Annotated in this window: 17 protein-coding genes, 1 tRNA gene and 1 pseudogene; 10 read left to right on the top strand and 9 right to left on the bottom strand. The window is 64.0% G+C overall.

Annotated elements, in window-relative coordinates; translation table 11 throughout:
* Positions 1–17: 17 nt before the first annotated feature.
* The 4 genes from B4C31_RS00510 to B4C31_RS00495 form a co-directional block, all read right to left on the bottom strand.
* The gene (locus B4C31_RS00510) at positions 18–1865 is read right to left on the bottom strand and encodes an ABC transporter ATP-binding protein (protein ID WP_291530890.1); all 1848 of its coding nucleotides are present in this window, start codon (positions 1863–1865) and stop codon (positions 18–20) included.
* Between the two features lie 513 nt (positions 1866–2378).
* The gene (locus B4C31_RS00505; protein WP_291530889.1) at positions 2379–3356 is read right to left on the bottom strand and encodes an aldo/keto reductase family protein; all 978 of its coding nucleotides are present in this window, start codon (positions 3354–3356) and stop codon (positions 2379–2381) included.
* Between the two features lie 399 nt (positions 3357–3755).
* A complete protein-coding gene (locus B4C31_RS00500; protein WP_291530935.1) occupies positions 3756–5084 on the bottom strand; it encodes an MFS transporter in 1329 nt (442 codons plus the stop codon).
* A gap of 320 nt (positions 5085–5404) precedes the next feature.
* Positions 5405–6736 carry an MFS transporter gene (locus B4C31_RS00495; protein ID WP_291530888.1) on the bottom strand — a complete coding sequence of 444 codons (1332 nt, stop codon included), beginning with the start codon at positions 6734–6736 and terminating at the stop codon, positions 5405–5407.
* Positions 6737–6967: 231 nt separating this feature from the next.
* Between B4C31_RS00495 and B4C31_RS00490 the strand changes: the two genes are divergently transcribed.
* The gene (locus tag B4C31_RS00490; RefSeq protein WP_291530887.1) at positions 6968–7804 is read left to right on the top strand and encodes an AraC family transcriptional regulator; all 837 of its coding nucleotides are present in this window, start codon (positions 6968–6970) and stop codon (positions 7802–7804) included.
* A gap of 104 nt (positions 7805–7908) precedes the next feature.
* The gene (locus tag B4C31_RS00485; RefSeq protein ID WP_291530886.1) at positions 7909–9456 is read left to right on the top strand and encodes a DUF5597 domain-containing protein; all 1548 of its coding nucleotides are present in this window, start codon (positions 7909–7911) and stop codon (positions 9454–9456) included.
* 99 nt (positions 9457–9555) lie between these two features.
* Here the strand turns inward: B4C31_RS00485 and metG are convergent, their stop codons facing one another.
* Positions 9556–11421, bottom strand: coding sequence for a methionine--tRNA ligase (gene metG / locus B4C31_RS00480; RefSeq protein ID WP_291530885.1), 1866 nt, complete (start codon positions 11419–11421; stop codon positions 9556–9558).
* A 144-nt stretch (positions 11422–11565) separates the two neighbouring features.
* On the opposite strand from metG, the gene B4C31_RS00475 reads away from it, so the two are divergent.
* Complete coding sequence (locus B4C31_RS00475; protein ID WP_291530884.1) at positions 11566–12144, top strand: hypothetical protein; 579 nt, start codon at positions 11566–11568, stop codon at positions 12142–12144.
* 41 nt (positions 12145–12185) lie between these two features.
* A complete protein-coding gene (locus tag B4C31_RS00470; RefSeq protein WP_239455074.1) occupies positions 12186–12515 on the top strand; it encodes a hypothetical protein in 330 nt (109 codons plus the stop codon).
* A gap of 18 nt (positions 12516–12533) precedes the next feature.
* Here the strand turns inward: B4C31_RS00470 and rsmI are convergent, their stop codons facing one another.
* Positions 12534–13598 (bottom strand): 16S rRNA (cytidine(1402)-2'-O)-methyltransferase, encoded by a 1065-nt coding sequence (gene rsmI / locus B4C31_RS00465; protein ID WP_291530883.1) that lies wholly within the window; start codon positions 13596–13598, stop codon positions 12534–12536.
* A 126-nt stretch (positions 13599–13724) separates the two neighbouring features.
* Between rsmI and B4C31_RS00460 the strand changes: the two are divergent.
* From B4C31_RS00460 to B4C31_RS00450, 3 genes and pseudogenes are all read left to right on the top strand, one after another.
* Positions 13725–14123, top strand: a pseudogene (locus B4C31_RS00460) (transposase); the annotation flags it as partial.
* Between the two features lie 178 nt (positions 14124–14301).
* Positions 14302–14976: a VTT domain-containing protein gene (locus B4C31_RS00455; protein WP_291530882.1), complete on the top strand. Its 675-nt coding sequence runs from the start codon at positions 14302–14304 to the stop codon at positions 14974–14976.
* Between the two features lie 81 nt (positions 14977–15057).
* A tRNA-Ala gene (locus B4C31_RS00450) sits at positions 15058–15130 on the top strand.
* A gap of 135 nt (positions 15131–15265) precedes the next feature.
* Here the strand turns inward: B4C31_RS00450 and B4C31_RS00445 are convergent.
* From B4C31_RS00445 to B4C31_RS00435, 3 genes are read right to left on the bottom strand one after another with little or no spacing between them, the layout of a single operon-like run.
* Positions 15266–18322 (bottom strand): hypothetical protein, encoded by a 3057-nt coding sequence (locus tag B4C31_RS00445; protein ID WP_291530881.1) that lies wholly within the window; start codon positions 18320–18322, stop codon positions 15266–15268.
* Positions 18319–18948, bottom strand: coding sequence for a hypothetical protein (locus B4C31_RS00440; protein ID WP_291530880.1), 630 nt, complete (start codon positions 18946–18948; stop codon positions 18319–18321). Before B4C31_RS00440 ends, B4C31_RS00445 begins: the two co-directional genes overlap by 4 nt.
* Positions 18949–18993: 45 nt before the next feature.
* The gene (locus tag B4C31_RS00435; protein WP_291530879.1) at positions 18994–22062 is read right to left on the bottom strand and encodes a hypothetical protein; all 3069 of its coding nucleotides are present in this window, start codon (positions 22060–22062) and stop codon (positions 18994–18996) included.
* Between the two features lie 177 nt (positions 22063–22239).
* On the opposite strand from B4C31_RS00435, the gene B4C31_RS00430 reads away from it, so the two are divergent.
* The 3 genes from B4C31_RS00430 to B4C31_RS00420 all read left to right on the top strand — a co-directional run bounded on the left by B4C31_RS00430 (position 22240) and on the right by B4C31_RS00420 (position 25499).
* Complete coding sequence (locus B4C31_RS00430) at positions 22240–22962, top strand: vWA domain-containing protein (protein ID WP_289068216.1); 723 nt, start codon at positions 22240–22242, stop codon at positions 22960–22962.
* 63 nt (positions 22963–23025) lie between these two features.
* Positions 23026–24474 carry a protein phosphatase 2C domain-containing protein gene (locus B4C31_RS00425; protein WP_291530878.1) on the top strand — a complete coding sequence of 483 codons (1449 nt, stop codon included), beginning with the start codon at positions 23026–23028 and terminating at the stop codon, positions 24472–24474.
* Complete coding sequence (locus tag B4C31_RS00420) at positions 24465–25499, top strand: hypothetical protein (protein WP_291530877.1); 1035 nt, start codon at positions 24465–24467, stop codon at positions 25497–25499. The genes B4C31_RS00425 and B4C31_RS00420 overlap by 10 nt, the downstream gene beginning before the upstream one ends.
* Positions 25500–25501: the final 2 nt, after the last annotated feature.

Here is a 25501-nt window from a genome sequence, read left to right as displayed (position 1 = left end):
GGTCGAATCCTCCTTCCTTACTCGTCGTATCCCTGCGAACGCCCGGACTGCATGCCGAGCTGTTTCTTGTAGATCTCCCAGTACCGGCCGTGCGATTTGACCAGGCTGGCGTGGTCGCCGCGCTCCACGATCCGCCCGTGTTCGAGCACGAGGATCAGGTCGGCGTCCTTGATCGAGGAGATGCGGTGGGCGATGGTGATGATGGTCTTCGACCCGCCCATCTCCTTGAGATGCTGCTGGATCTCGGCCTCGGTCTCCATGTCCACGGCACTGGTGGTGTCGTCCATGATCAGGATGGCCGGGTCGTCCGCGAGCGCGCGGGCGAGTGACAGGCGCTGCTTCTGCCCGCCGGACAGGCCGACGCCGCGTTCGCCGACGACGGTGTTGTAGCCTTCCGGCATCGAGCGGATGAACCCGTCCGCGCCGGCGATGGCGGCCATGCGGCGGATGTAGTTCTCGTCGCGGTTGCTGCCGGCGCCGAAGGCGATGTTGCCGCCGATGGTGTCGGAGAACAGGAACGTGTCCTGCGCGACGACGCACACCTGCGAGCGCAGGGTGATCAGCGGCCAGTCGCGCGCGTCGATGCCGTCGATGACGACGTGGCCGACGGTCGGGTCGTAGAACCGGGAGATGAGGTTGACGAGCGTGGACTTGCCCGCGCCGGTTTCGCCGAGGATGCCGAGTTTGGTGCCCGCGGGCACGAAGAAGTCGATGTCCTTGAGGATCGGGGTGTTCGGGTCGTCGGGGAACGCGAAGCTGACGTGGTCGAACCGGATCTCGCCGCTGATGCGGTCGGGGGCGGCCGCGCGCTGCTGGCCGACCTGGCTTTGGATGGTCACGGCCTGCTTGACCGACTCCTCGGCGTCGGGCTTCTCCACGATGCGCGACTTGGCGGTGAGCAGGCGGCGGATCTTCACGCAGCTGGCGTTGAAACGCTGCAGGTCGTTGAGCAGCCAGCCGAACTGGCGCACCGGGCCGTCGATCATCCACAAGAAGCTGTTGAAGCTGACCAGGTTGCCGAGGGTCATGTATCCGTTGATCACGAGCCAGCCGCCGAACACCAGCGTGATCAGCTGCAGGGAGAACGAGCAGCCGTCCAGCCAGGGCAGATAGCGGCGGGAGTTGTAGGCCTGCGCCATGTTGCGCTGCATGTAGTCGTCGTTGCGCTCGTCGAATTTCTCGGTTTCGTAGTCCTCGCGCACGAAGGCCTTGACCACGCGGTTGCCTTCGATGTTCTCCTCCACCATGGAGTTGAGCGAGGCGAGGGAGTTGCGGATATCAAGGAACAACGGCCGCGCGTGGCTGGACAGCTGGCGCGCGAAGAACCAGATGAACGGCGTCACGCAGGCCAGGGCGAGGGCGAGTCGCCAGTCGATGACAAACATCACGCAGATCGCGCCGACGAACATCACCACGCAGTCGAGGATGTTGTAGGTGGTCCAGGACAGGAAGTGACGCATCGCGTCCGTGTCGGAGGTCATGCGGCTCATGATGTCGCCGACGCGGGTGTGGTTGAAGTAGGTGAAGTCGAGCTGGTGCAGCTTCTCGTACTGGTCGGAGACCAGACGGAAGATGGTGTTCTGCCCGAAACGCTCCATGAACATCTGGTAGCCGTAGCGGGAGCCCACGCGGATCAGCGTGAACACGATCATGATCAGGCACAGCCGTGTCAGCATGTCGGCGTGGCCGCCGGTGATGACCTGGTCCACGATCACACCGGTGATCAGCGGGATGATCAGCGCCATCGTGTCATTGACGATGAACAGCAGCACCGCGCCGAGCACTCGTGGCAGGTCGGGTTTGCAGTACGGCAGGATCCAACGGAGGTTGCTGGCCTGCTGGTTGCGGTTCGGATCGACATACATGGTATGGGAACCCTCACTCCTGTGGTAGGTAGGCAATCCGCAAGGCGTCGGCGCCGCTGGACGGACATGGCCGCGCAGAATCCGGTGGCATGGCTACGCCACCGTCTCGTTCGACGGTCACCGGCTGACTCTTGGATTGTGTTTGCTTGGTTTTCGGTTTCGGTTTTGTGGTGCGGCCATTCCGCGGCCGCTACGATTCACGTCCGTCGTGTTTCGAGTAGTCCCGTCACCGGCTCTTCTCCCGGCCGAACCCCCTGTTCGGATTCGCAAACGCGGTTCATTCTAGAACAACCATCACCGGCTGCAACCTTGTACTACATTCGCGTGTTGCCGCGTTATCGCAACGTTTTCCGGCTGCTTAGCCCTATGCGGATGTATGTGGTTTTTTCGTGACTGCCGACGCTTGTCAGGCCCATATGGCGTACCAACGCCGGCACCGTGCACCACAAGGACCACTTAGGTGTGGCCCAAACGGGTTTTGGGCCACACCGTGTTTGTTCGCTCCCCTGATCGTCAGCCGATATGGCGCTCGAACCGGCGGAAACCGAGGATGCGGTCGATCTCGGCGAGCGCGTCCGCCGGCAGCTCCACGCCCGAAGCCGCCAGGTTCGATTCGAGCTGGCTGGGCTTGCTGGCGCCGACGATCACCGAGCTGATGACCGGCAGGCGCAGGATCCATGCCAACGCCATGACCGGCATCGGCAGGCCGAGGCCATCGGCCACGGAACGCAGCGCCTCCACCTTGTCCAGATTCTCCTCGGTGAGCAGGTCGTTGATCTGATGGTCGGACTGCCAGGTGGCACGGGAGCCCTCCGGCAACGGCTGGCCCTTGCGGTACTTGCCGGTCAGCAGGCCCTGCGCGAGCGGCGAGAACGGAGTGATGCCGATGCCGTAGCGTTCGCAGGTCTCAATGATCTCATGCTCGATGTAGCGATCCAGCATGTGGTACTGCGGCTGGACCACCGTCATCGGGTGCAGGCCGCGCTCGGAGATGATGCGTTGGGCGCGTTCGAGCCGGGCCGCGCTCCACTCCTCGGAGACGCCGTAGTACAGGATCTTGCCCTGGTCCACCAGGTCGCTCAGCGCCTGCAGGGTCTCCTCCATCGGCGTGGTCGGATCGAAGCGGTGGCAGTAATACAGGTCGATGTAGTCCATGCCGAGGTTCTTCAGGCTCCGCTCGCAGTTGGCCAGGATGTGCTTGCGGGACAGGCCGTGCTGGTTCGAGCCAGGGCCGGTCGGGAAGAACACCTTGCTGGAGACCACGACCTCGTCGCGTGGATACTCCTTGAGCACACGGCCGAGGAAGATCTCGGCGTCGCCGCCCGAGTAGGCGTCGGCGCAGTCGAAGAAGTTGACGCCGGCCTCCCACGCCTTACGTACGATCTGCGCCGCGTTCTCCACGGCGGCCGTGTCCTCCAGCCGGGTCATCCAGCTGCCCAGCGCGATCTCACTGACCTTAATGCCGGCCTTGCCGACGTTGCGATACTGCATGTGTGGTTCCTTTCTCATGCGGGGATTCGCTCCGCCCGATCCTCATCGTCGAGCCAGTGTCCGCCGCGATATCCCGCCATCGCATCCATCACCATAGTACATCGTTTACCTTTCTTCAACCCGCCTCCGGACCAACCATCCCCGTCCGAACAAAGAGAAACCCGGCGGAGGGAGCCGCCGGGTGAGAGAGAAGAGAGAAGAAGGGTTCAGTTATGGGGTTCTGCCAGGAACCTCGCCACCAGCCGTAACTGCTGACGACATCCATATAACCGCTCGTTGCTTGGAGGAACTTCAGCGTTTCCCTCAAAGCTCGCTGAGAGGAATGTGGTGGGGATGTGACGGTTAGACAACGCCATTCGAACCGTATCATTATCCACGGCGTGGACACGTCAATCGACGCTAATCGACGCTGGCATTCCGACTGGCGAGTATGGCGTCGGCTTCTGCGTTCTTGGCGTTGATCTCCTTCATGCGCTTGTTGGTCAACTTGTACGGGATGAGCGGAATCACGCACAGGAACGTGAGAATGGCAGGCACCGCGTTGACCACGAAGTTGATGTTCTCGCGCATGGCCTCATCCACGACCACGCCCTGGTGGTAGCCGAACAAGCCAAGTAGGAACAGACCGAGCGATCCGCCGACGGCCAACCCCAGCTTGATGCTCATTGCCATCACGCCCACGGAGGCACCCGGCATGCGCTTGCCGTTACGGTAATACCCGTATTCCACACAGTCCGACGTGGCGGAGAACATGATCAGCGCTGTCATCGCAAAGAATCCAACGAAGAACGAACCGATGACCACCAGAATCGGATTCGCATCCGGACCGAGTAGGAACAGGACCAACAGCGCCCCGCCGTCCAGCAGGTTCGTGATGATCATGCTCATCTTCTTGCCTGCAACCTTGATCAGCGCGGGAACGACGAACGGCACCAGGAACTGCCCCACCTGATAGGCCACCATGATCGTGCCGGCCAGGTCCGGACGCTGCAGCGAATGCTGGTAGTAGTACACCTGCGTGCCGACGCGGGTCAGCGACGCGGCCGTACCCAACGTGCTCGAAACCACCAGCAGGAGCAGCATCGGGTTCTTCACCAGCGAACCCAGCGATTCGGAGAACCTGACGGGCTTATCGAACACATTGACGTTGACGACCGTCTCCTTGCAGAAGAGAAAACTGCACAGGATCAGCGGGATGCACACGATGATGTAGATCACGTTCGTGATCTGGTAGGCACCAGAATCGTTGCCCAGGAACAGGATGATCGGCATCGTGATGGCGGACAGCACGATGTTGATGACCGCGGCGCCCGCGGAGCGCCACGAGTTCAGGATGACGCGCTCGTCGCCGTCCGCGGTGATCGTGTTCACCAGCGCGGCCTTCGACGTGTCGATGAGGGTGTAGGCGAACTCGAGGCCGATGTAGGTGATGTACGCGTACATGACCTTGCCCGCGCCCGAGAAGTCGAAGTCCGAGAACGTCAGAATCGACAGCAGCACCAGAAACGGCAGGCCCCACAACAGCCACGGCCTGGCGCGCCCGTACTTGCTGCGCGTCCCGTCGATGATGCCGCCCATGATCGGGGCCGCGACCGCGTCGATCACGCGGACCACCAGCATCAGCGTGCTCACCACCATCGGGGTCAGGCCGACGGCGTCGGTGTAGAACACGCTCAGAAACGAACTGATCATATAAAAGCTGAACGTCGTACCCATCTCAGCCGACATATAACCAAAACGAGCCAAATACTTGGATTTCACACCTACTGCAGCAGCCATTGCCACAATTCCTTTCCAAGACACACCCAAGGCGCGATGCCCGCGCTTCCTCGCTTGAATCATCGCTCACTGCCGATGGATGGACCCAACACTTCGGCCTGCTCTTATGCGCGCGCCGCGCCTTCCGACGGTTCGTCGATGAACCGATTGTTCTCTTTACGACCACATTTGCTTGCATGCCGACGCCCGCTCCCACGGATGCCGGGCGACGGCGGGAACCGTGAGCCGCTCGGACGAGATGGTCGAGCGGCTCACGTTGCGATTGACGATCAGGCCTTATCGGCACCTTGCAGTTCAGCCGCTTTGGCGTCGGTTTCGGCGTTCGCGGCGTTGATCTCGTCCATGCGCTTGTTGGTCAGCGAGTACGGGATCATCGGCAGCACGCTCAGGAACGTCAGGATCGCGGGCACCGCGTTGACCACGAAGTTGATGCTCTCGCGCATGCCCTCGGTCACCTCCACGCCCTGCTGGTAGCCGAACAAGCCCAGCAGGAACAGCCCGAGCCATCCACCGATCGCCAGGCCCAGCTTCACGCTCATCGTCATCACGCCCACCGAGGCGCCCGGCGTACGCTTGCCGTTGCGGAAGTAGCCGTACTCGATGCAGTCCGACGTGGCGGAGAAGCTCATCAGCGCGCTCATCGCGAAGAACCCGACGAAGAACGTGCACACGATCACCGCGATCGGGTTCGCATTCGGCCCCATCAGGAACAGGACCAGCAGCGCGACGCCATCCAAAGCGTTCGCCACGATCATGCCCATCTTCTTGCCCAGGAACCGCAGCACGGTCGGCACGACGAACGGGACCAGGAACTGGCCCACCTGATAGGCCACCATGATCGTGCCGGCGAGGTCCGCACGCTGCAGCGAATGCTGGTAGTAGTACACCTGCGTGCCGATACGCGACAGCGAGGCGGCCGTGCCCAGCACACTCGAGACCACCAGCAGGAGCAGCATCGGGTTCTTCACCAGCGAGGCCATGGATTCCGAGAACTTCACCTTCTCACCGCTCGTGGTCGCGTCGACCACGGTCTCCTTGCACAGGAAGAAGCCGGCGAGGATCAGCGGGATGCACACGATGATGTAGATCACGTTCGTGATCTGGTAGGCACCAGAATCGTTGCCCAGGAACAGGATGATCGGCATCGTGATGGCGGACAGCACGATGTTGATGATCGAGCCGCCGGCCGAACGCCACGAGTTGAGCACCACGCGCTCCTGGCCGTCCGCCGTGATCGTGTTCACCAGAGCAGCCTTCGACGTATCGACCAACATGAACGCCAGCTCAAGACCGATGTACGTGATATACGCGTACATCACCTTGCCCGCGCCCGAGAAGTCGAAGTCCGAGAACGTCAGAATCGACAGCAGCACCAGGAACGGCAGGCCCCACAACAGCCACGGACGGCAACGGCCCCACCTGCTGCGCGTGCCGTCGATGATGCCACCCAGGATGGGCGCGACCACCGCGTCGATCACGCGCACCACCAGCATCAGCGTGCTCACCACCATCGGCGTCAAACCCACCGCGTCCGTGTAGAACACGCTCAGGAACGAACTGATCATGTAAAAGCTGAACGTCGTACCCATCTCGGTCGCCATATAACCGACACGAGGCAAATACTTCGACGCCAAGCTACCGGAAGCAGCAGCCATACTATCTCCTTCGACAATCGAACCGCTTCATCGGCGGATGACACCCCATTGAGGTGACGGGCCGATGTTTCAAACTCCTTTGGTCTGAACAGTCTTATTACAGCGCCGAAGTCAATCGTCGTCCATCGCAATAAAATAATATTGATAGTAAATGATTAATTTTTTTGTGGAGATATCGTGATTATCACACTAAGTAACCGCAGGCGCGGCAAAGACGCCATGCCGCTTGAGGTCAATATCCTCGGCTACAACCACAAGCAGGAAACCATCGACCGACCACGCGGCATGAGCCTGTACCAATGGTTCTATTGCGAACGCGGCAGCGGCGCCCTCACCGTCGACGATCAGCGTATGGTCATCCGCGAGAAGCAGGGTTTTCTTCTGCATCCGCACGTCACTCACACCTACCGGCCGCTCAGCGACGACTGGACCGTCCACTTCGTCGGATTCAAGGGGCCGATGTGCGCCACCCTGCTGATGCAGCTGAGCATGTACGACTCCGGCGCATACTACTTTTCCGATCCGGATTTCTTCCGGGACCGCATCGCCGACATGTTCCACCTCTACATGCGCGACCGCCAGGATCACAACGGCATCGCCGCCTCATGCTTCCACCTGCTGCTGGGCCTGTCGGAACGCATCAGCCAGGTCGAGCACATCGGCACCTACAACGCCAACCCGATCGTCGACCGCGCCATTTCCGCGATCGAACGGCGATACATGGAGCCGCTGTCCATAGAGGACATCGCGGCCGAGGCCGGCGTATCCAACGAATACCTCTGCAGCCTGTTCAAGAAGACGGTCGGGCAGACCGTCCACCATTTCCTGACCGTCACCCGCATCGTCAACGCCCGTCTGCAACTGCTGCAATTCCCCGACAGGCCCATCGCCGACATCGCGGCCGACTGCGGATTCCGATCGACGAGCCATTTCTGTTCGGTGTTCAGGAAGCATTCCGGCAGCACACCGGCAAAGTACCGACAAACTGCAAATATCAGCGATCTGCACAATTAATTCACTTTGTTCTTAATTTTTTCATATAAATAAGAAATTTTTGCGATAGACAGTCCGTTTGCGCCGCGGTGTAATGAAGGGGACCACTTTCCAAAGGAGGAACAATGGAATCCATTCCGCACATCGAAGACGTGAACGGCATCCCCACACTGTTCGTGGACGGAGAGCCGTTCCTGGCCACCGCGGGCGAGCTGCAGAACTCGTCGGCAGCCAGCCTTGATTATATGGAGAAGAACGTCTGGCCGAACCTGGAGGGCATGCACGTCAACTCCCTGGTGATCCCGCTGTACTGGGAGCAGATCGAGCCCGAGGAAGGCAAGTTCGACTTCACGCTGGTCGACGGCATCACCAAGCAGGCCCGCGAACATGACACCAAGATCATCGGCCTGTGGTTCGGTCTGTGGAAGAATGCCGAGTCCATGTACGTGCCCGGCTGGATGAAAACCGACACCGCCACCTACTTCCGCGCCCGCAAGGTCAACGGCGAGCCGCTCGACTCGATCTCCCCGCTGTGCGAGGCTGCCATCGAGAAAGATGCGAATGCCTACACCAAGCTCATGGAGCATATCGCCGAGCTCGACCGCGACCAGACCACATTCATCTTCATGCAGGTCGAGAACGAGATCGGCCTGCTCGGCTCCGACCGAGACTACTCGGACATGGCCAACGAGCTATTCGCCCAGGGCATCCCCGCCGACCTCGCGGAGAAGCTCGGTGTCGCCGCGGGCACCCCGTGGGCCGACGAGTTCCCGGGCCACGAGGGCGAGAACTTCATGGCCTACCATTACGCGAAGGCCGTGGAGCGCATCACCGCCGCCGGCATGTCCAAGCACCCGATCCCCGCCTACGCGAACTCCTGGCTGTACCAGTACCCATGGAACCCGGGCTCCTACCCGGCGGGCGGCCCGGCCACCCCGACGCACCGCGTCTGGAAGGCCATGGCGCCGTCGCTGTTCACGCTCGCCCCGGACATCTACGTACCCACCATCGCCAAGGCGATGAAGGACTACAGCTACGAGGGCAACCCGCTGTTCATCCCGGAGGTCCGCAAGGACGCGCAGACCGCATCGTACGCCTTGCACGCGTTCACCAAGTACAACGCAATCGGCTACTCGCCGTTCGGCATCGAACAGCTTGCCCTCGACCCCGACTCGATTCCGAAGCCGCCGATGAGCGTGATGATCGCGCTGAATATCGACCCCTCGTCCTTCGACATCACCAACAGCAAGCCGTACCTGTCACGCGTCTACGAACTCATCCAGGGCATGAAGCCGCTACTGCTCGAATACCGCGGCACCGATCGCCTGCACAGCTGGGTTCGCGAGAGCGAAACGGACTTCGGCCGTTACTTGACGTTGAAGAACTACGATCTCAAGGTCGCATTCTCTCCCAAGGCCGAATCCCAGCCGCTGGCTTCCGGTGCACTGTTCGAGCTTGATGACGACACACTGCTGATGGTCGGCATGATGTGCTCGATGAGCTTCTCCGCCAAGATCGGAGAGAACAGCAAGGTGGGCATCGTCTCCTACCAGGAGGGCACAATCGCCGACGGCAAGTTCGTCGCCTCGCGCGTGCTCAATGGCGACGAAAAGATGAGCATCGAGTTCGGACCGATGCCCGAGGCCCGCCTGCTCAAGCTGTACAAGTACTGATCTTCCCTCTCTCCTTCCCCGTCTACACGAAAAACCGTGCATCCCGCATCCCGGGGTGCACGGTTTTTCGTTGTCATGAATCCGTCCGGATTCCGCGTCTCAGCCCTGCAGCTTGGCCTTCTCCGCAGCCAGGCGCTGGGCCTCGGCCTCGCGGCGGGCGGCCAGCTCGGACTCGAAGCGCGCCAGCTCCTCCTCGACGGCCTCCTTCGGGATCTTCGCGAAAATCGGCGTGGGCTTGGACACCGGGGTGCCGGGCACGATCGGTTCGCTGGTCCACGGGCGCACGGTCTCACCGAGCTTGTAGTCGCCGGTGATGATCGGATAAGTGAAGCCGGGCTTGTCCAGATCCTCGACCTCCTCGATGCGCGGCAGCGGCGAGAACACGCCCGTGCCGCCCAGCGCCTCCCACACCTTCTGCGCGGAGTGCGGCAGGAATGGGGCCAGCAGGTGGTTCGCGTCGGACACGGCCTGTGCGGCCACGTGCAGCACGGTGCCCAGACGCGCCGGGTCGTCCTTGATCTTCCACGGTTCGGTGGCGGAGATGTACTTGTTGATGTCGCCGACCACACGCATCGCCTCGGTTAGCGCGTTCTTCTGACGGTGGCGCTCGATCAGGTCGCCGACCGTGGCGAACGCTCCGCGGGTCTCCTCGAGCAGGGCGCGATCCTCGTCGGTCATCTTCGATTCGTCCAGCGCAGGGATCTCGCCGAAGTTCTTGTGCATGAGGTTGGCCACACGGTTGACCAGGTTGCCCCAGCTGGCGGCCAGCTCCTCGTTGTTGTGGCGCACGAACTCGCTCCAGGTGAAGTCGGCGTCCGAGGTCTCCGGACCGGCCACCGAGATGTAGTAGCGCACGGCGTCCACGGGGTAGCGGGCCAGGATGTCCTTGACGTAGATCACGATGCCGCGCGAGGAGCTGAACTTGCGCCCTTCCATCGTCATGAACTCGCTGGCCACCACCTGTTCGGGCATGTTGAGTGGGCCGAGCTTGCCGGCTTCGCCGCCCTTGGAGCCGGCACCGTTGTAGCCGAGCATCTCGGAGGGCCAGATCTGCGAGTGGAAGGTGATGTTGTCCTTGCCCATGAAGTAGTAGCCGGGTGTGGAGGGGTCGCACCACCACTTGCGCCAGTCCTCCGGGGTTTCGCCGAAGCGGCGGGCCCACTCGATCGAGGCCGACAGGTAGCCGATCACCGCGTCGAACCATACGTACAAACGCTTGTTCGGGTTGTCGATCCAGCCGTCCACCGGCACCGGAATACCCCAGTCGATGTCGCGTGTGATGGCGCGGGGCTTGACCTCCTTGAACAGGCCGATCGAGAAGTTGATGACGTTGGTGCGCCAATCGGTACGGGTCTTGAGCCACGCCAGGTTCGCCTCGGCGAGCGCCGGCAGGTCCAGGAAGAAGTGCTCGGTCTCCTCAAAGCGCGGCGTCTCGCCGTTGATCTTCGATACCGGATTGATCAGCTCGTCCGGGTCCAGTTCGTTGCCGCAGGCGTCGCACTGATCGCCGCGGGCGCCGTCGGTGTGGCAGATCGGGCATTCGCCCTCGATGTAGCGGTCGGGCAGCGTGCGCCCGGTGGAGGGGCTGATCGCCACCTTCTGCGTACCCTTATAGATGTACCCGTTCTTCAGGCACTGCTTGAACAGTTCCTGCACCACCTGCTCGTGATTGCCGGTGGTGGTGCGGGTGAACAGGTCATAGCTCAGGCCCAGATCGCACAGGTCCTTGGCGATCACGCGATTGTACCGGTTCGCCAGCTCCTGGGCGCTCAGTCCCTCCTTCTCCGCTTCCACCAGGATCGGGGTGCCGTGCTCGTCGGTGCCGGACACCATCAGCACGTCATTGCCCTTCATGCGCTCATAGCGCGCATACACGTCCGAGGGGACGCCGAATCCGGCCACATGGCCGATATGGCGGGGGCCGTTCGCATACGGCCAGGCAACATTCACCAGTACATGAGTCATAGCCCCGATTATCAGGCTCAGCGCGGACAGTTCGCCAACCCCGACTTACGCACCATACGGCGCGGTCCACCGGCGATTATCCACATATCCACAACTTTCCCTCCGGCGCTGGCACCAACCACCGCCGACGCGTACCGTCGAACCATGGACACGACATCATCAACCACGGCAGCCATGTTCCCGCTGCTCCGCGACGACACGCTTCCGGGACCCATGAGCATGCGCCGCCTCGCCGAGATCGGCGCGATCCACCAGCTCGACGACGACAGCGCCTACTTGTCCGAGGACGCGGAGACGCTGTTCGGCAGGGCCAACATCACCAACATCCTCAAACCGTTCAATACGGTGTCCTGCGCTGTCAGCGCCGCATGGGTCTGGCTGGGCGGCCGCTTCCCCGACACCATCGACGTCATCTCCACCTCGCATTACCGCGCCCCGATACGCGGACGACGGGTCCGGGTGTTCAACCGCAAGGCCCCGCGCGACCACATCGCCACCATAGGTGCGCTGCAAGTCACCACGCCGGCGCGGACGGCATGCGATCTGGCACTGCTCCCCGCTACCGAACACCCCGGCAGGGAAGCCGCCGCCATGATCTACGCCATGATGGATTCCGGACGCTGCAAACCACGCGACTGCCTCAACATCCTCGACGAGAACCGCTACTGGGCCAATGCCCCTCGCGCCCGCACATTTTTCGAATATCTCGCGCCCTGTTTCTGACCATGCCCGACCACCCCGACCGCATACAGCACCGAGGACCCATGACCACCCGACTTGCACGACTACAGACGCGCGCGCAACAGCGCAGCACAGCGACGACGCAAGAACGACTGCACGCCCTCACACTGCAGCGCATCCGACAGGCAACGGCCGCGGTTCCCCCGCCGCCGCTGCAACCCACGCCGGCCATCGCCTGCGCACCGGACACACCAATCGAGACCTTGTGGGCCATAGCCCGCAGCCATCCGGAGCTGAGACGTTGGATTGTGGCCAACCCCAACGCCGACGCCGATCTCCTGGAATACATCTCGCAGCAAGGCGGCCCCCATGTCAGGCACGCACTGGACATCCTGCTCGCCTCGCTCGCATGAGGACAAGCCCCGATACCGTCACGACTTCATCGCCAGCACCGCGGCATACACCTGCTTGCGGTTCGCCAGGGAGCCGTCCGGCAGCGGGTGTTCCTCCACCACCTGCATAATGGCGTCCTTGATCCGCAACCCGTCCTCCAGCGCGCGGTCGACCGCCAACACCGCCAAGTCCGCCACCGACAGCGACGCCGGCGCGGCGGCCTGCACGTCCGTCTCGGATGCGCCGCCCACCACCAGCACCATCTCCCCGCGGGGCGGATCGTCGACCACGCTCTGCCGGATTTCGCCGATCGTGCCACGCCGCACCTGCTCGTATTCCTTCGTCAACTCGCGGCATAGCGCCATCGGACGGTCCGGGCCGAACGCCTCCAGCAGGTCCGCCATCGACTCGTCGATGCGGTGCAGCGTCTCATAGAACACCATCGTGCGGCGTTCCACGCGCATCGTGCGCAGGTACTGCACCCGCTCCGAGTGCTTGCGCGGCAGGAATCCCTCATAGCAGAACCGGTCGGTCGGCAGACCGGACAATGCGAGTGCGTCCAGGACGGCGGAGGGGCCGGGCGCGCAGGTCACCGGCAGACCGCGCTCGATGGCCCGACGCACCACCGCCAGGCCGGGGTCGTTGATCGTCGGCATGCCCGCGTCGGAGACGACGAGCACCGTGGCGCCGGCTTCCACACGGTCGAGCAGGCCGTCGGCTTTCTCGCGTTCGTTGTGGTCGTGGTAGGCGACGACATGGCCGCCGACGTGCACGCCGAGACGGTTGGCGAGCGCGTACAGCCGTCGCGTGTCTTCGGCGGCGACGATGTCGGCGTGCTCCAGCAGGGCGATCAGACGCGCGGAGGCGTCGCCGTCGTTGCCGATCGGCGTGGCGGCCAGCACCACGGTGCCCCGGGGAATGGCAACCGCACGCGTCGCGGTGCGTTCCGACGACTGGGAGCCGCCAACGTCCGCCGCGGGGCATCCGGCATCGTGGGCCACAGTGTCGTCCTCCACGGCTTCGGACGCCCCAGCCGACCTCGTTGCAAGGTCGCCGCAATCGTCGGAGGTCGGACCATCTGTCAGGTACTGCACGTCTTCCATACCATCCAGTATCCCGCAACCGGTCGATGCACCGGCCCCCATCCAGATTGCGGGTTCTAGAAAGAAGTGCAACACCTGCCTAGGGTTGGAGGTGTTCAAGTTCTTACCGAAGAAGGTGTTGCACTCGTGGGTATACGTTATTCGCGCCTGTCCCCGGACGAGCGGATCCGGATCGAGAGGCTGCATTGCGAGCAGGGTCTGAGCGTCGGGGAAACGGCCAGGCTGATCGGCCGGGACAAGGCCACCGTCAGCCGCGAGCTGAAACGGGGACCGTGGTTCGCGTCCAACGAGAACGGGTCATACCGCCCGTACCGGCCGCGGCGGCCGAAGACCGGGCCGTGGACGTCCATGCCGTTCTACTCCGCCCTCGCGGCGCAGCGGAGGGCGGACCGCAAACGACATGAGCCCCGCAAACCGCATCGCATGGACGATGACCGACTGCGCTCGTGGGTCATGGACGCGCTGCGCCATGGGTGGAGCCCCGAGCTGATCGAGGGCAGGCCGAAGCTGGAGTACCCCAGCGATGCGCGTCAGCCACGAGTACACGCAGTGAACCGCACCGCCAAACTGCCCCAAGATGCATCCGCCATCTTGTTGCCATGCGGCGGTATGGTGGGTTCCGGCCAACACGGACCAGCACGGCGAGCGCGCCGGGACGAGATACACAGAGGACATACAGAGGTACAAGGCGGAAGGCAACGTCATGGGTTTCGTCAATTTCATCATCGAACTGCTCAAGGATCCGCGCGCGGCGATCGCCAGCTGGATTGCGATGGGCGTCGCGCCGACGCTCGGCTTCATCTTCCTGATCGTCTTCATCGAGACGGGCGTGGTGTTCTTCCCGTTCCTGCCGGGCGACTCGCTGCTGTTCGCCGCCGGCTTCTTCGCCGCGCCCGACGCCACGACCGGTGAGTCGGCCCTGCCGCTGATGGCGCTGCTGCCGGTGGTCTGGTGCGCGCCGATCGTCGGCGACCAGTGCAACTACTTCATCGGGCACTTCTTCGGTCGCCGCATCATCGAATCCGGCAAGGTCAAGGCCCTGACGCCGGAACGTCTGTCCAAAACCGAGGCGATGATCGAGAAGTGGGGGCCGTTGGCCGTGTTCCTCGGGCGTTTCTTCCCGTTCATCCGCACGTTCATGCCGTTCATCTCCGGCATCTCCGGCATGCGATGGGCGCGATTCACGCCGTTCTCGGTGCTGGGCGGCCTGTGCTGGTCCACGCTGTTCACGTTGCTCGGCTATTTCTTCGGCGGTATTCCGGTGGTGCAGGAGAACTTCGAATTGGTGATCGTGGCGATTCTGGTGATCTCGCTGATTCCCACCATCGTGGGCCTGCTCAAGGCCAAGTTCGGCAAGAAGCAGCCCGCCGCCGAATAATCCGACGCCACGGAATTTGCATTTGGGCAGGGGGCGCACTATAGTGGCCGATGTTGTCCTGCGGAGCAAGACAACATCCACGGGGCTGTAGCTCAGTTGGTAGAGCGCTTCGTTCGCATCGAAGAGGTCGTGGTTTCGATTACCATCAGCTCCACGAAGACCCTCCGGATTCCACCCCGGAGGGTTTTCTTTTTTGCCCCTCTCGGACCCTGATCCATCGCGACCGTGATCCAATCCCAAGAATGACGACATTCCGCCAATCTCAGAAAGCATCAGGGTCACAAAAGTGTCAGAGTCCGGAGCAACCGGGGGTGTCGGGGGCGACCGGCATGGCGAATTCGAGTTGCTGGAATGCTCTGCTGAGCAGTACGCCGTCGGAACCACACCGACGGAACGGCGTCTTTTCCAGATACCGCTCGTACTCCGAATCGTCCACGAACCCCAGATAATAACCGGCCACTAGGCAATACAGCCGCATGCGCCCCATACGCCACCAGCCATCGGTGGGATCCGGCCCGAACGACCATTGCAGGCATTCGTCCCACACGGACCGCACATCGCAATCGTCGCCATATCGGGCACGCAGCCCCGCCAACGCCGCACGGGCGTCGTCGGCACCGGCATGCTCCTCAACGGCGAGCGCATACAACGCAAACGCCAGCACCGCCATGAACGGCATCTTCACACGCATAGTCATCGCCTTCTGCACTTCGTTCCAGGGCGTCAGCGGGGCGTGCCTGGCATCCGGATCAAAGTCCAGCATCTCCGTCGGGGCATGCCGCTGCAACAACATCAGACATGCCGCCGACGCCACCATCCGCAAATCGCAGGCCTGTCCGGCGAAGGCACCCCTGAGCGCCAGCTGTTGGAACGGCTCGCAGGCGGCGCGATACAGCGCCTCGCGCTTCAGCCACATCTCGCCTTCCTCCGCTGAGGACGCGGCCGGGCCCCGGGCTCGTCCGGCCTGTCCTCCAACGCTTCCACAATCCCCCTCCGCCGAGGATGTGTCCGATACGAATACGGAATCACCGTCGAGGACGGCCAGCACCGACCGCCGATACCCGTCGGACATCAGGCATGCCTCGGCCACGTCACGCGGCACCGGCTGCGGCATGGCGAACCGTTGCCGCACGCACCATGCCGCCAAGTCGATCAGCAGCATCGCGTGCAGTTGTCGTCGCCACCCGTCGCCGTTGTCAACCGCATCAACGGCCTCATTGGCGACCCTGCCAGTAACCGTGTCGGCACCACCATCGGAGGCTGCACCAACACCCCCGTCCGCAACCGACGCGGCAATCGTCACGGCCTCGCGTAAATCGCCGTCCATCGCCCCCTCATGCACGATCAGCTCCAGCCATACGGCGTTCCGGGCCCGGTCCAGCTGCCTGACATCGGCGGTGTCCAGATACCGGTTGCAGGCGTTCTCGAATTCCACGACGGCCATCCGCCGCAGCACCCGCAGATTGCCTGGCAGCAACGCGCCGTCCGCGCGCGCGCCGTCGATGACGCGCAGCTGATGCCGGTCCGTGCCGCCCTCCAGCATGCAGTCGGCCCACATGGCGGGCCATTGCACACCCAGGTTGAAGTCGAATCCCAGAGACAGCCGCACCAGGTTCCATCCGACCTGATCGAGGCGTTCACCGGCATTGAATCCGTTGCAGTACAGGCTGTCGTTCCCCATCACATGCCGGTAGGACACCTCCAGCATGCGCAGCGCCTGCCGTTCGCGTTGCTGTGAACGGATGCCGAGCATCATGCGCAGCATGTAACGCACCAGTGTCTGCCATTGCCGCAACGAGAGGTCATTGGTCAGCGCGGCCACGATATCGACCGGCACCGCGGCACCGCGCTCCCCCTCATACGAGGCGTCGACCAGGATCTTGGCCAGGAAGCACAACGCGAAGGCCGACAGCACGGTGCGCTCGTGGTACATCAGGTCAGTACTCGGCATCTTCTGGATTGTGCACTCCAGATATTGGGCGTATCGACTCCGTTCGGGAACAACGCCGTCCCGTAGCACTTCCCCGCGTACCATGGCCGCGTGTTCCAGCTCCGTCAAACAGTCCTTCCAGCGCCGCCCCAGGCTGCGAGCGCCGATCGCGCCGTCGATGTTGTCCTCCCAGTACTCGTGCAGTGTCTGTTGCACGGCGTCATACAGTCTGCGGCGTTCGTCCGCATGCAGCAGCCGCGCGTCCATGGCCTCCATGAATTCGTAAGGGGTGTCGATGTACACCCCGTCGCACAGCAGCGCCGCGAAGGCGACGAGGATGTCGATATTCACCTCAGGACGTTCCGTTTGCCCACGGCTGCGGTCACGACCCCGCCCACGATTGCGTCCGTGCCCGCGTTCCCGCGCCGAGGACAGCGTCTTCTCGTCCGATTCCGGGCGATGTTCCGGCAGTTCGTGCACGAACTGCGCTACCAGGTTGCCCAGTTCGTGGCGGAATTCGTCGCCGGTACCGCCGTGGCCGAACCATCGCCACCATATGTCGGCGAATCGGTTCAGCGCATCAAGATCGGCTACCTGCTCCAGCTCGTAGAGCCGCCATTGCGCATCCTCCAAGCCGGGATACTGCCCCTGGCGAATCCGTTCGAGCAATATGCGACCGATAGTGCGCCGTTCACCGAGTCCCGTGCCCGGCAAATCCTCGGAAACATTATCCGACAACCATGAATCCGTCGGCGAACTGCACACCAGGATCACCAGATGGTCGATATCCTCCCGATACGCCATCGTCCACTGGGTCATGCCAAGCCGATCGGCGATCATCGGCAGTTCCACCCCTCCCTCGCTGCAATCCACCACGCAGGTGGAGCATCCTCGCGCGGCGGCGGCCTGAAGCTCAGTCTCATCCGGTTCCACCATCGGCACACGGTCTGTCTGCAGGGCATGGGCCGAGGCGCGCAACAGGTCCGCGTCCACCACCCATCGACCCCTGCCGTACCGGCACAAAGCCTCGCCGGATAGGTAGAACACCGGTTCCACATCGGGGTTGCGACTGGGCGTGTTCAACCGCAAAGGCGCGAAGAACCGCTGCCGCAAACGTTCACCGCCATCGTCCACTGTTTGCGTCGGCAGGGCCAGCAATGAGACCAGGCTCTGACGTAGGAATGGCGTCATGGCGGCCAGCGATTCCGGAATCTCGACAACCGTGCAGCTGCGACGGCCCCGACGCTCACCGCCGTCCAGGGCCGGGCTGCGGTCGATCAGGCGCAGGGGAAACAACGCATCCGCGCCCGCAAACCAATCGACGGTACCGATGCCATCATGACTATAACGTCGCGACCGGGCGATCTCGGGGATGCGGGCGGCCGCACGCCGGTACCAATCGGACAGCGCGCTCATGATTGATCCCGATTGCCTCGTTCACGGTTCTCGACCAGTTCGCGCGCCGACGGCAGCCAGGTTAGGAACGCGTCGATCTCCTCGTCGTCGAGTTCGCCTTCCGCATACGCCTTGAGCTTCGGGTACTGACGCAGCCCAACGCGCGCGGTCAGATTCAACAGCTCCACGAACAGCTGTTCCGGGAACGGATCCCCGACGCGGTAGGGGATGAGACAATTACAGATGATCTCGCCGTCACTGTCCAACTCCACCCGTGCGAATCGCATGCCGAACGCCTCCGTGCTCACGTACGCCTGAGCAAACGGCAGCGTCTCAGGCGGGATATGGAACGGGTACATGATGCGAATTTGCACCGAATCCATATCCGGTTCGAAGATTACCCGCTCGGTCACGGTATGCCCTTCGGCATCGGACACCGCATATTGCAGCATCCATGCGTCATCGTCGTCATCATCACTGACGAATACGCGTTTCCACACAGTTTTCGCCAGCCGTTTCATGGTCGACCATACCTCACGCACCTGGGCGTTGGACATCAGCGCACGGAGGTCGTCCGATGCCTCGCCCGGGATCGCCGGGTCGCCGACACCGCTGGTATCACCGTTGATGGATTCCACTGTCATCATCGTTCTCCTTGCGTGGTTGTGTTGCACCGCGGACGGCTGCTGTCATTATTGCGCACCACCCGCCGGGGAAGCGCCGGGGAAACTTCGCAGCGCCTTGCGCCAGGTGGCGATCGGCTCGGGTTGGCGAACCGGTCCGCCGAAGTCGAAATCGTCCATGAGCCGCAGCACGCGTTGCGCGTTGGTTGCGGCCACCATGCCGGAACGTTGCCGGTAGTCGTCGTGGGCGAACGCAGCGTACAGCACGCGCCGGTAGAACGTCCTGAGCACCGCGCCACCGTCCTCGCCGATCTCCATGCGTTCCAGCGCGCACAGCATGGCGATGGCCACGGCGTCGCTGACATGGCCGTTGTCGGCCAGGAACCGGTCGATCATCACACCGCCGCCCTCGTCCACAGCGAGCTTGCGGCACAGCCAGATCGCGGCGAAGTACGCCTTGACGGCGTCGTATTCGAACCGGATCGTATCGGCGTCCTCGCGGAAGATGCCGCAGCGGGAGATGGTGCGGTCGAGCGCCTCCTCATTGTCGGCGCGGTCGCCGTTGCCGTCCTCCTCGCGGTAGCGGTTGAACAGTTCCAGGAAGCGTTCGCGGTCGAACACGCCCTGCCCGTTCGATGCGGCACGTTCGACCCCATCAGCGAACACGCGGCGTTCCGGCACGATGGCGTCGTACGCCAGATGGGCGATGGCGATGCGGTCGCACCCGGGGATCTCCCCGCCGGTTTTCGGCAGAATGCGTTCGATATTCGCCAGACACCGGTTGACCAATGTGCCGACGCTGCCGTCCGACCGTTTGAGTTCCTCCACGATCGCGGCCAGCATGCCCGGGTTGCCGAGCAGGCTGCCGAACCCGGGCGTGGCGCGTACCGCTTCGAATCCGACGGGAGCCATGCCGCCGTACGACCGGTCGAGGATGTCGAACAGTCGCCGCTGCCGCGGTTCGTCGAACGGGGCGAACTCCGCGCGTTCCCCATCGCCGCACAACCGGTCGATCCGCGACTCCTCGGTGCCGCCCAGCGACCGGCTGGTGATGATGTACCGGCCGATGGCGTACCCGTCGTCCGCAATCAGCCGCTCCAGCGACTCCAGGAAGTTGCCGCGGCATTGGAACGGTATCTCGTCCACCGAATCGATGAGCACCAACGTATCGGGCCGTTTGAGCAGACGCCGGAACCGGTCGACGCCCACCGCCACCGCGTCGCCGGCCGCGCAGCCCCGCCCGCCCAGTGCCATCAGCGCTTCGAAGCTGTCGCCCCGGCGCCGCGGGACGCGCACGCGTTCGCCGTACATGCGGGTCTTCATCTCTTCGGGCAGATGGTCGTACAGGAACGTCGTGAACTCCTCCGGCTCCAACGGGCCGGAGCGCAGCGCATCATACGAACGGTACCATTCGGTCTCGCGTACATCCGCCTCGGTGGCGCTCATCGCATACGGCACATCCCGCTGGGCGATGACCACCGGTATCAGCCCGCTTCCGGCGATGGCCCGCCACTGGTCCGCATCGACCTGCGCACGCATGTAGTCCACAAAACCCGCGCGCAGCGGGGCGCGGTTACGTGCCGACCGGTATTCATACGGCAGCAGGCCGCCCAGCACATACGCCACGCCGCGCACGAACGTGCTCTTGCCCATGCCCGCGTTGGCGCGCATGAACAGCCCGCGCCTGCCGCCCTCGACACCGGCCACGGAGGCCAGCCACTGCACGGGCTGCGCGCCGATGAAACCGGGGTCCACAAACCCTTCGTCATAGGTGGGCGCCTCGTCGTTGCCGTCCGGACGGCGCATGGGAATCGTCCGCCCCCATTCGGCCACGCCGTCCAGATAATCAGGCAGATATGGCGGTACCAATCCTTCGGCGTGGGCGTTGAGGCAGTCGGCGAGCACCTGTCCGAATCCACGCCCGCTATGGTCATGCTCATGGTTCAAGTACAGACGGATCATCGCCTGTGCGATCACCTGCGCAATGGCGTACGGATCGTCCGGCATGCGCAGGCCCGCAGGGAGTGCGGCGTCGAACGCATCATCCGCCGATTGCAGGGCGTCGATCATCGTCCGGCATGCGGCGACCCTGTCGCCGGCGCACTGCACGCGGTCCAGCCATGCGGCCACCGCATACGGGAAACACACGGCGTAGTCCAGATAGTTGTCCGCGCCGATGCTGCGACTGCGGAAATCGGCTTTGAGGCGTTCTCCCACGTCGGCCCGCCAGGCGTCGGTCTCGCTCCAGCAGTTGCGGCCCGCGGCGTTCTCGCCGTTGCGATCGCCCTGCTGGAACGGGAAGATGCGCCAGCCGGCGTCCGGCTCCAGCCGCAGCGACCCGACCGGCCGCAACCGCAGGATCAGCTCGCCGTGCGGGCCGATGCCGCGCATCCGGTACGCCGCCCCGCGCGACAGGTACAGCTCCCCGCCCGCCATGCCCGCGGCGCGCGACTGCTCCCGTTCCGCCAACTGCGCACGGGCCTCCTCCCATCCGCACTGCCCGTAGAACGAGAATCCCGGAATCGACCGGTAGCTGACCGTCACGTCGCCGATGCCGCGGTACCGGGCCCAATCGTCCACATCGACCCCGTCCGCGAACCGGTACCGGCACTCGACCGCCGACGCCTCGGGAATCCGCGGACCGTCCGGCTCCGCGGCGGCTCCGGCCGGCAGGTTCCTGGACAGTCCCGCGGCGATGCGTGCACGTTCGCCCGTGTCGAATCCGTCCATCACCCGCCAGAACCAGGCGTCGAAGCAGTCGTCGTCCGCGTAGACGCCGTGCTCATCCGACACGGTCACGTATTGCGACCACCGATGGTTGTAGGCGGTCGCATGCGCCTGCGGCTCTCCGCCTTCCGTCGGCGTCCACGTGCCGAACACGACGACGGCGTCCGCATTGTCGTCGAAGCAGGGGCCGATCATCCGTTCCAGCAGCATCGTCTGCTTGCTGCGTACATATTTGCCGGTTTCCGCGGGATTCGACCATTCGCGGTGCGCGGGGTCGGCGTCGTCGCGTATGGGGCGGAGCAGCCCCTCGATCAGCCGGTACCCGACAGCCTCAAGACGCCACCGCCCGTCAGAGGGTATGGCCGACACCGCTCCGGAGCCCGACGCCGGTTCCTTCTTCGCTCTGGCCATTCCCGCCTCCTTGCTCCACGACTCTTTCCATACTACGGCGCGCAGTCGCACTGCCGCGCGGCACCGGGACCGGGGAACGGGTTATCGGCGCGTTCCCCCGTCGTTCCCCCACGTCGGCCGCCGTACCGTCGATGCCATCAAGGGCGCCCGCCCTTGCGATTCAAGAAAGGAACGGCAATGTCCCAGTATTACAACGAACTCGTTTTCAATCCCTTTCTGGCGATCTTGGACGTATCCAGCTCGATGAGACTCGACCGCAACGGCAATTCACCCATTGCCACGGAGGCTTGCATCGTACCGGAACTCTCCCGACTCGGCCGTGAGCACCCGACCGTGGATCAGACCACCACCGCCGGTCTGATCCTGTTCTCCACCAATGCCGAAGTGGCGCTGCCGATCGGGGCCTCCGGACGCCTCTCCCAACTGGATGACGAGCACATCAACCTGAATGCGGAAGGGTTCACTCATTTCGGCACCGCATTCGACCTGGCCCGCACGGAGCTGGAGGCGCTGCCCCAGCGCCTGCGCGACAGCGGCCGGCTGCATGGCGCACGTCTCTCGCTGCGCCGTCCGCTGGTGGTGATGGTTACCGACGGTGCGGCCAATGACGATGTCGACGAACGCGATCAGGCCTGGCAGCGGCTGGTGAACAGCAAGCTCAGTCCGAACATCGTGATGGTGGGTGTGGGCGACGCCGACCCGGACCAGCTCAAGCGATACAAGAACCGCCGTGGCGTGGCCCTGTTGAGCAAGACGCCGGACGATGTCTCCGGCGCGCTGACCGGGCTGATCGATCTGATGCAGGGCACGATCATCGCCATGGGCGAGGCGGACAACGCGTCGCAGCCGATCATCGACGAGTCGATGATCGACGACGACCTGTTCGAAATCCTCGAATAGCCCGACGGACAGCACGGGACACAAGGCATAACGCGCAGGACACAGCACAGGAAAGGAGCAACCATGTGGACCGACCTATGTCTGGGGGCGTCGGTGGTGATGGCGGCGTTCATTGTGGCCATCGTCGCGCCGATTGTGGCCAATGCCATGGTGAACGCGGAACGGGAGCGGCCGCACCGGGTTACGGCCGCCGAGACAGCCTGCCCGAACGACGGCGCGCCGGCGAGCGGGACGGCCGCCGCGGCCGCCATGCCGGACGCAACACCGTCCGCCGTCACGGTACCGAAAACCGCTGCGGACAGGCCGCCTGCGTTCCCGCCGCGATCCGACGGCACCGTACGGACACCGAATCCACCCGCCACACAGTCGCCGGGACCACCGGCCACATCCGACACCGCCACGCAAACGCCATCCACGGATGCCGATGACACCGCGAACGACGGACGGCACCAGCCGGCTACGGCACATCCCGAATCGGTGTCCGCCCTGCCGCCGCGACCGCCCCACAACTGGATCATCCCGCCCCTGGCCACCGACATCCGCACCGTGGAGTCGGGCGTTGCAGCCGGACTGGATGAGCTGGGCGAGCCCAGCGAATACGCCGAACTGGAACACCGTCCGGTCAACGACGCGCAGGCGTCCTCGGCACCGACGGCCGTGGCGCTCGACATGCTCGAATGCCACGGCGCCACCGCCGCGTCGGTATCGATCCGCGGCGTCGGACACCGCGATTTCCGCCATCCGCGGCAGGATGCGACGGCGATCCGCGCCGTCGGCGAGCGCATCGTGGCCGTGGTGTGCGACGGCGTCTCCGCATCGCCCCGATCGCATATCGGCGCGGCGTCGACGTGCAAGGCCGTGTTGTCCTGCGTCCAGCGCCAGCTGGATGAGGGCACCGACATCGATCGCATCGACTGGCCGCAGGTGACCGCCGCCGTGCGCGCAACGTTGCGGGAGCAGGCCTCGCGCGCGCTCAGGCCGCGGCACGGTGCGCCCGGGGACGCCGACCGGCAGGCGGCCGACGCGGATGCCGTGGCCGCGCAACTGCTCGGCACCACCTGCGATGTATTGGTGGTCGATGTCGGCGGCGATACCCCGCGGTTCACACGCGCGACGCTGGCCGGCGACGGGTTCGGATATCTGGTGGATGCGGTGCGCGGCATCGAATTCCTCGGCTCGACCAAGGTCCGGCCGGGTGCCACGCTCCCCGCGGACGAGGCCGGTATCGAACCGGACGCGCGGCTGACCTCCAGCGCCGTACGCCCGTTGCCCGCCGACCCCGGGGACCGCTTTCCGATGGTCGTCTCCGGTCGGCTGCTCCGCGGCAGGCAGGCCGTGGCCATCGTCAGCGACGGCTTGGGCGACGACCTGCGCGACGGCTCCACCGCGGCCGCGGGATACCTGTTCCGCCGCCTGGTGCGCCCCATTCCGCAGCACGAGCTGCTGCGCATCGCCTCCTATCTCAAACTTGGTTCAACCGACGACCGATCGGCGGTGATTGTATGGCTCTGACGCTGCATATGCTGGCCACTGACCGGCCGGGCGACCTGGGGCTGCAGCAGTGCGGCATCGGGGCGCAGTCGGTGGTGTATCTGCTGCCCAAAACCCTGCGCGTCAACGGCCGCGCGAACCTCGTCTACAAGCGCTACCGCCCCAAAGCGCCTTCGTTCCGGGGACGTGAGGCGGCAACCAAGGTCGCCCTCGAACAGCTCATCGGCCTGCATCACATCCTGGATCTCGCCTCGGACGGCAAACGCATCCGCACGGCGCTCGAACGGCATGTGGCATGGCCGCTGGCGGTCGTGTCCCGCGGCAATGCCGCGCTCGGCGTTGTGGAGCCGAAGGTCGACGCCGCATTCCTCGGCGCCCCTTGCGACGACCTTACGCCGGCCATGCCGTTGGAACGTTTCATCCGCCCGGACGGCGAGCGCGCGCTTCTGCTCGGCCAGGGTCTGCATCCGCTGGATGATGATGGCCGGCACCGCATCGCGTTGCAGCTGGTGGCCACCGCCTCGCTGTTGCACCGTATCGGTCTGGTCATCGGCGACATCTCACTGCGTAACGTCATGGTCTACGTACCCGAGCACGACCAGCGGAACCAGGCGTCCGCGGCATTCATCGACGCAGACGCCTGCCGTCCCGCAATCGGCGGCTGCGGCCTGCCCCAGGGGTCCACGCCCGCGTTCGACCCTCCGGAATCGCGATTCTGGCGCAGGAAGGCCGACGCCGTACCCGACGGTCCGAAACGACGGTATGCCCTGGCCATGGCCGGTCTGCAGACTCAGCCTTCCGACGTCTATAAGACGGCGCTGCTGATCCTGCGCATGTGCTCATGCGAGGAGGAGCAGCCCACCGGCGTGCGTCGGATTCGCAGCGCCACGCAGCACAACACCATCGTCGACCTGTTCGGAAACGCCGGTCTGACCGCTCTGACCGACGCGTTGGCCGATACCCCCGCCGACCGCCCCAGCATGGCGGAACTCTACCGCGCCCTGCACGGCGGCGACCCGACACAATCCCACCATGAAACGAGGTGACC

Source organism: Bifidobacterium sp. UBA4282, from assembly GCF_002394995.1.
Lineage (GTDB): Bacteria > Actinomycetota > Actinomycetes > Actinomycetales > Bifidobacteriaceae > Bifidobacterium > Bifidobacterium pullorum_B.
Note: the sequence above shows the minus strand (reverse complement) of the source record. Positions and strands in the feature narration are given on the sequence as shown.

What these genes read in the sequence shown, in the direction of transcription:
- B4C31_RS00510 (WP_291530890.1), bottom strand. Translation starts at nt 1,865, where the DNA reads ATGTATGTCGATCCGAACCGCAACCAGCAGGCCAGCAACCTCCGTTGG.
- B4C31_RS00505 (WP_291530889.1), bottom strand. Translation starts at nt 3,356, where the DNA reads ATGCAGTATCGCAACGTCGGCAAGGCCGGCATTAAGGTCAGTGAGATC.
- B4C31_RS00500 (WP_291530935.1), bottom strand. Translation starts at nt 5,084, where the DNA reads ATGTCGGCTGAGATGGGTACGACGTTCAGCTTTTATATGATCAGTTCG.
- B4C31_RS00495 (WP_291530888.1), bottom strand. Translation starts at nt 6,736, where the DNA reads ATGGCGACCGAGATGGGTACGACGTTCAGCTTTTACATGATCAGTTCG.
- B4C31_RS00485 (WP_291530886.1), top strand. Translation starts at nt 7,909, where the DNA reads ATGGAATCCATTCCGCACATCGAAGACGTGAACGGCATCCCCACACTG.
- metG (WP_291530885.1), bottom strand. Translation starts at nt 11,421, where the DNA reads ATGACTCATGTACTGGTGAATGTTGCCTGGCCGTATGCGAACGGCCCC.
- B4C31_RS00475 (WP_291530884.1), top strand. Translation starts at nt 11,566, where the DNA reads ATGGACACGACATCATCAACCACGGCAGCCATGTTCCCGCTGCTCCGC.
- B4C31_RS00470 (WP_239455074.1), top strand. Translation starts at nt 12,186, where the DNA reads ATGACCACCCGACTTGCACGACTACAGACGCGCGCGCAACAGCGCAGC.
- rsmI (WP_291530883.1), bottom strand. Translation starts at nt 13,598, where the DNA reads ATGGAAGACGTGCAGTACCTGACAGATGGTCCGACCTCCGACGATTGC.
- B4C31_RS00455 (WP_291530882.1), top strand. Translation starts at nt 14,302, where the DNA reads ATGGGTTTCGTCAATTTCATCATCGAACTGCTCAAGGATCCGCGCGCG.
- B4C31_RS00445 (WP_291530881.1), bottom strand. Translation starts at nt 18,322, where the DNA reads ATGAGCGCGCTGTCCGATTGGTACCGGCGTGCGGCCGCCCGCATCCCC.
- B4C31_RS00440 (WP_291530880.1), bottom strand. Translation starts at nt 18,948, where the DNA reads ATGATGACAGTGGAATCCATCAACGGTGATACCAGCGGTGTCGGCGAC.
- B4C31_RS00435 (WP_291530879.1), bottom strand. Translation starts at nt 22,062, where the DNA reads ATGGCCAGAGCGAAGAAGGAACCGGCGTCGGGCTCCGGAGCGGTGTCG.
- B4C31_RS00430 (WP_289068216.1), top strand. Translation starts at nt 22,240, where the DNA reads ATGTCCCAGTATTACAACGAACTCGTTTTCAATCCCTTTCTGGCGATC.
- B4C31_RS00425 (WP_291530878.1), top strand. Translation starts at nt 23,026, where the DNA reads ATGTGGACCGACCTATGTCTGGGGGCGTCGGTGGTGATGGCGGCGTTC.
- B4C31_RS00420 (WP_291530877.1), top strand. Translation starts at nt 24,465, where the DNA reads ATGGCTCTGACGCTGCATATGCTGGCCACTGACCGGCCGGGCGACCTG.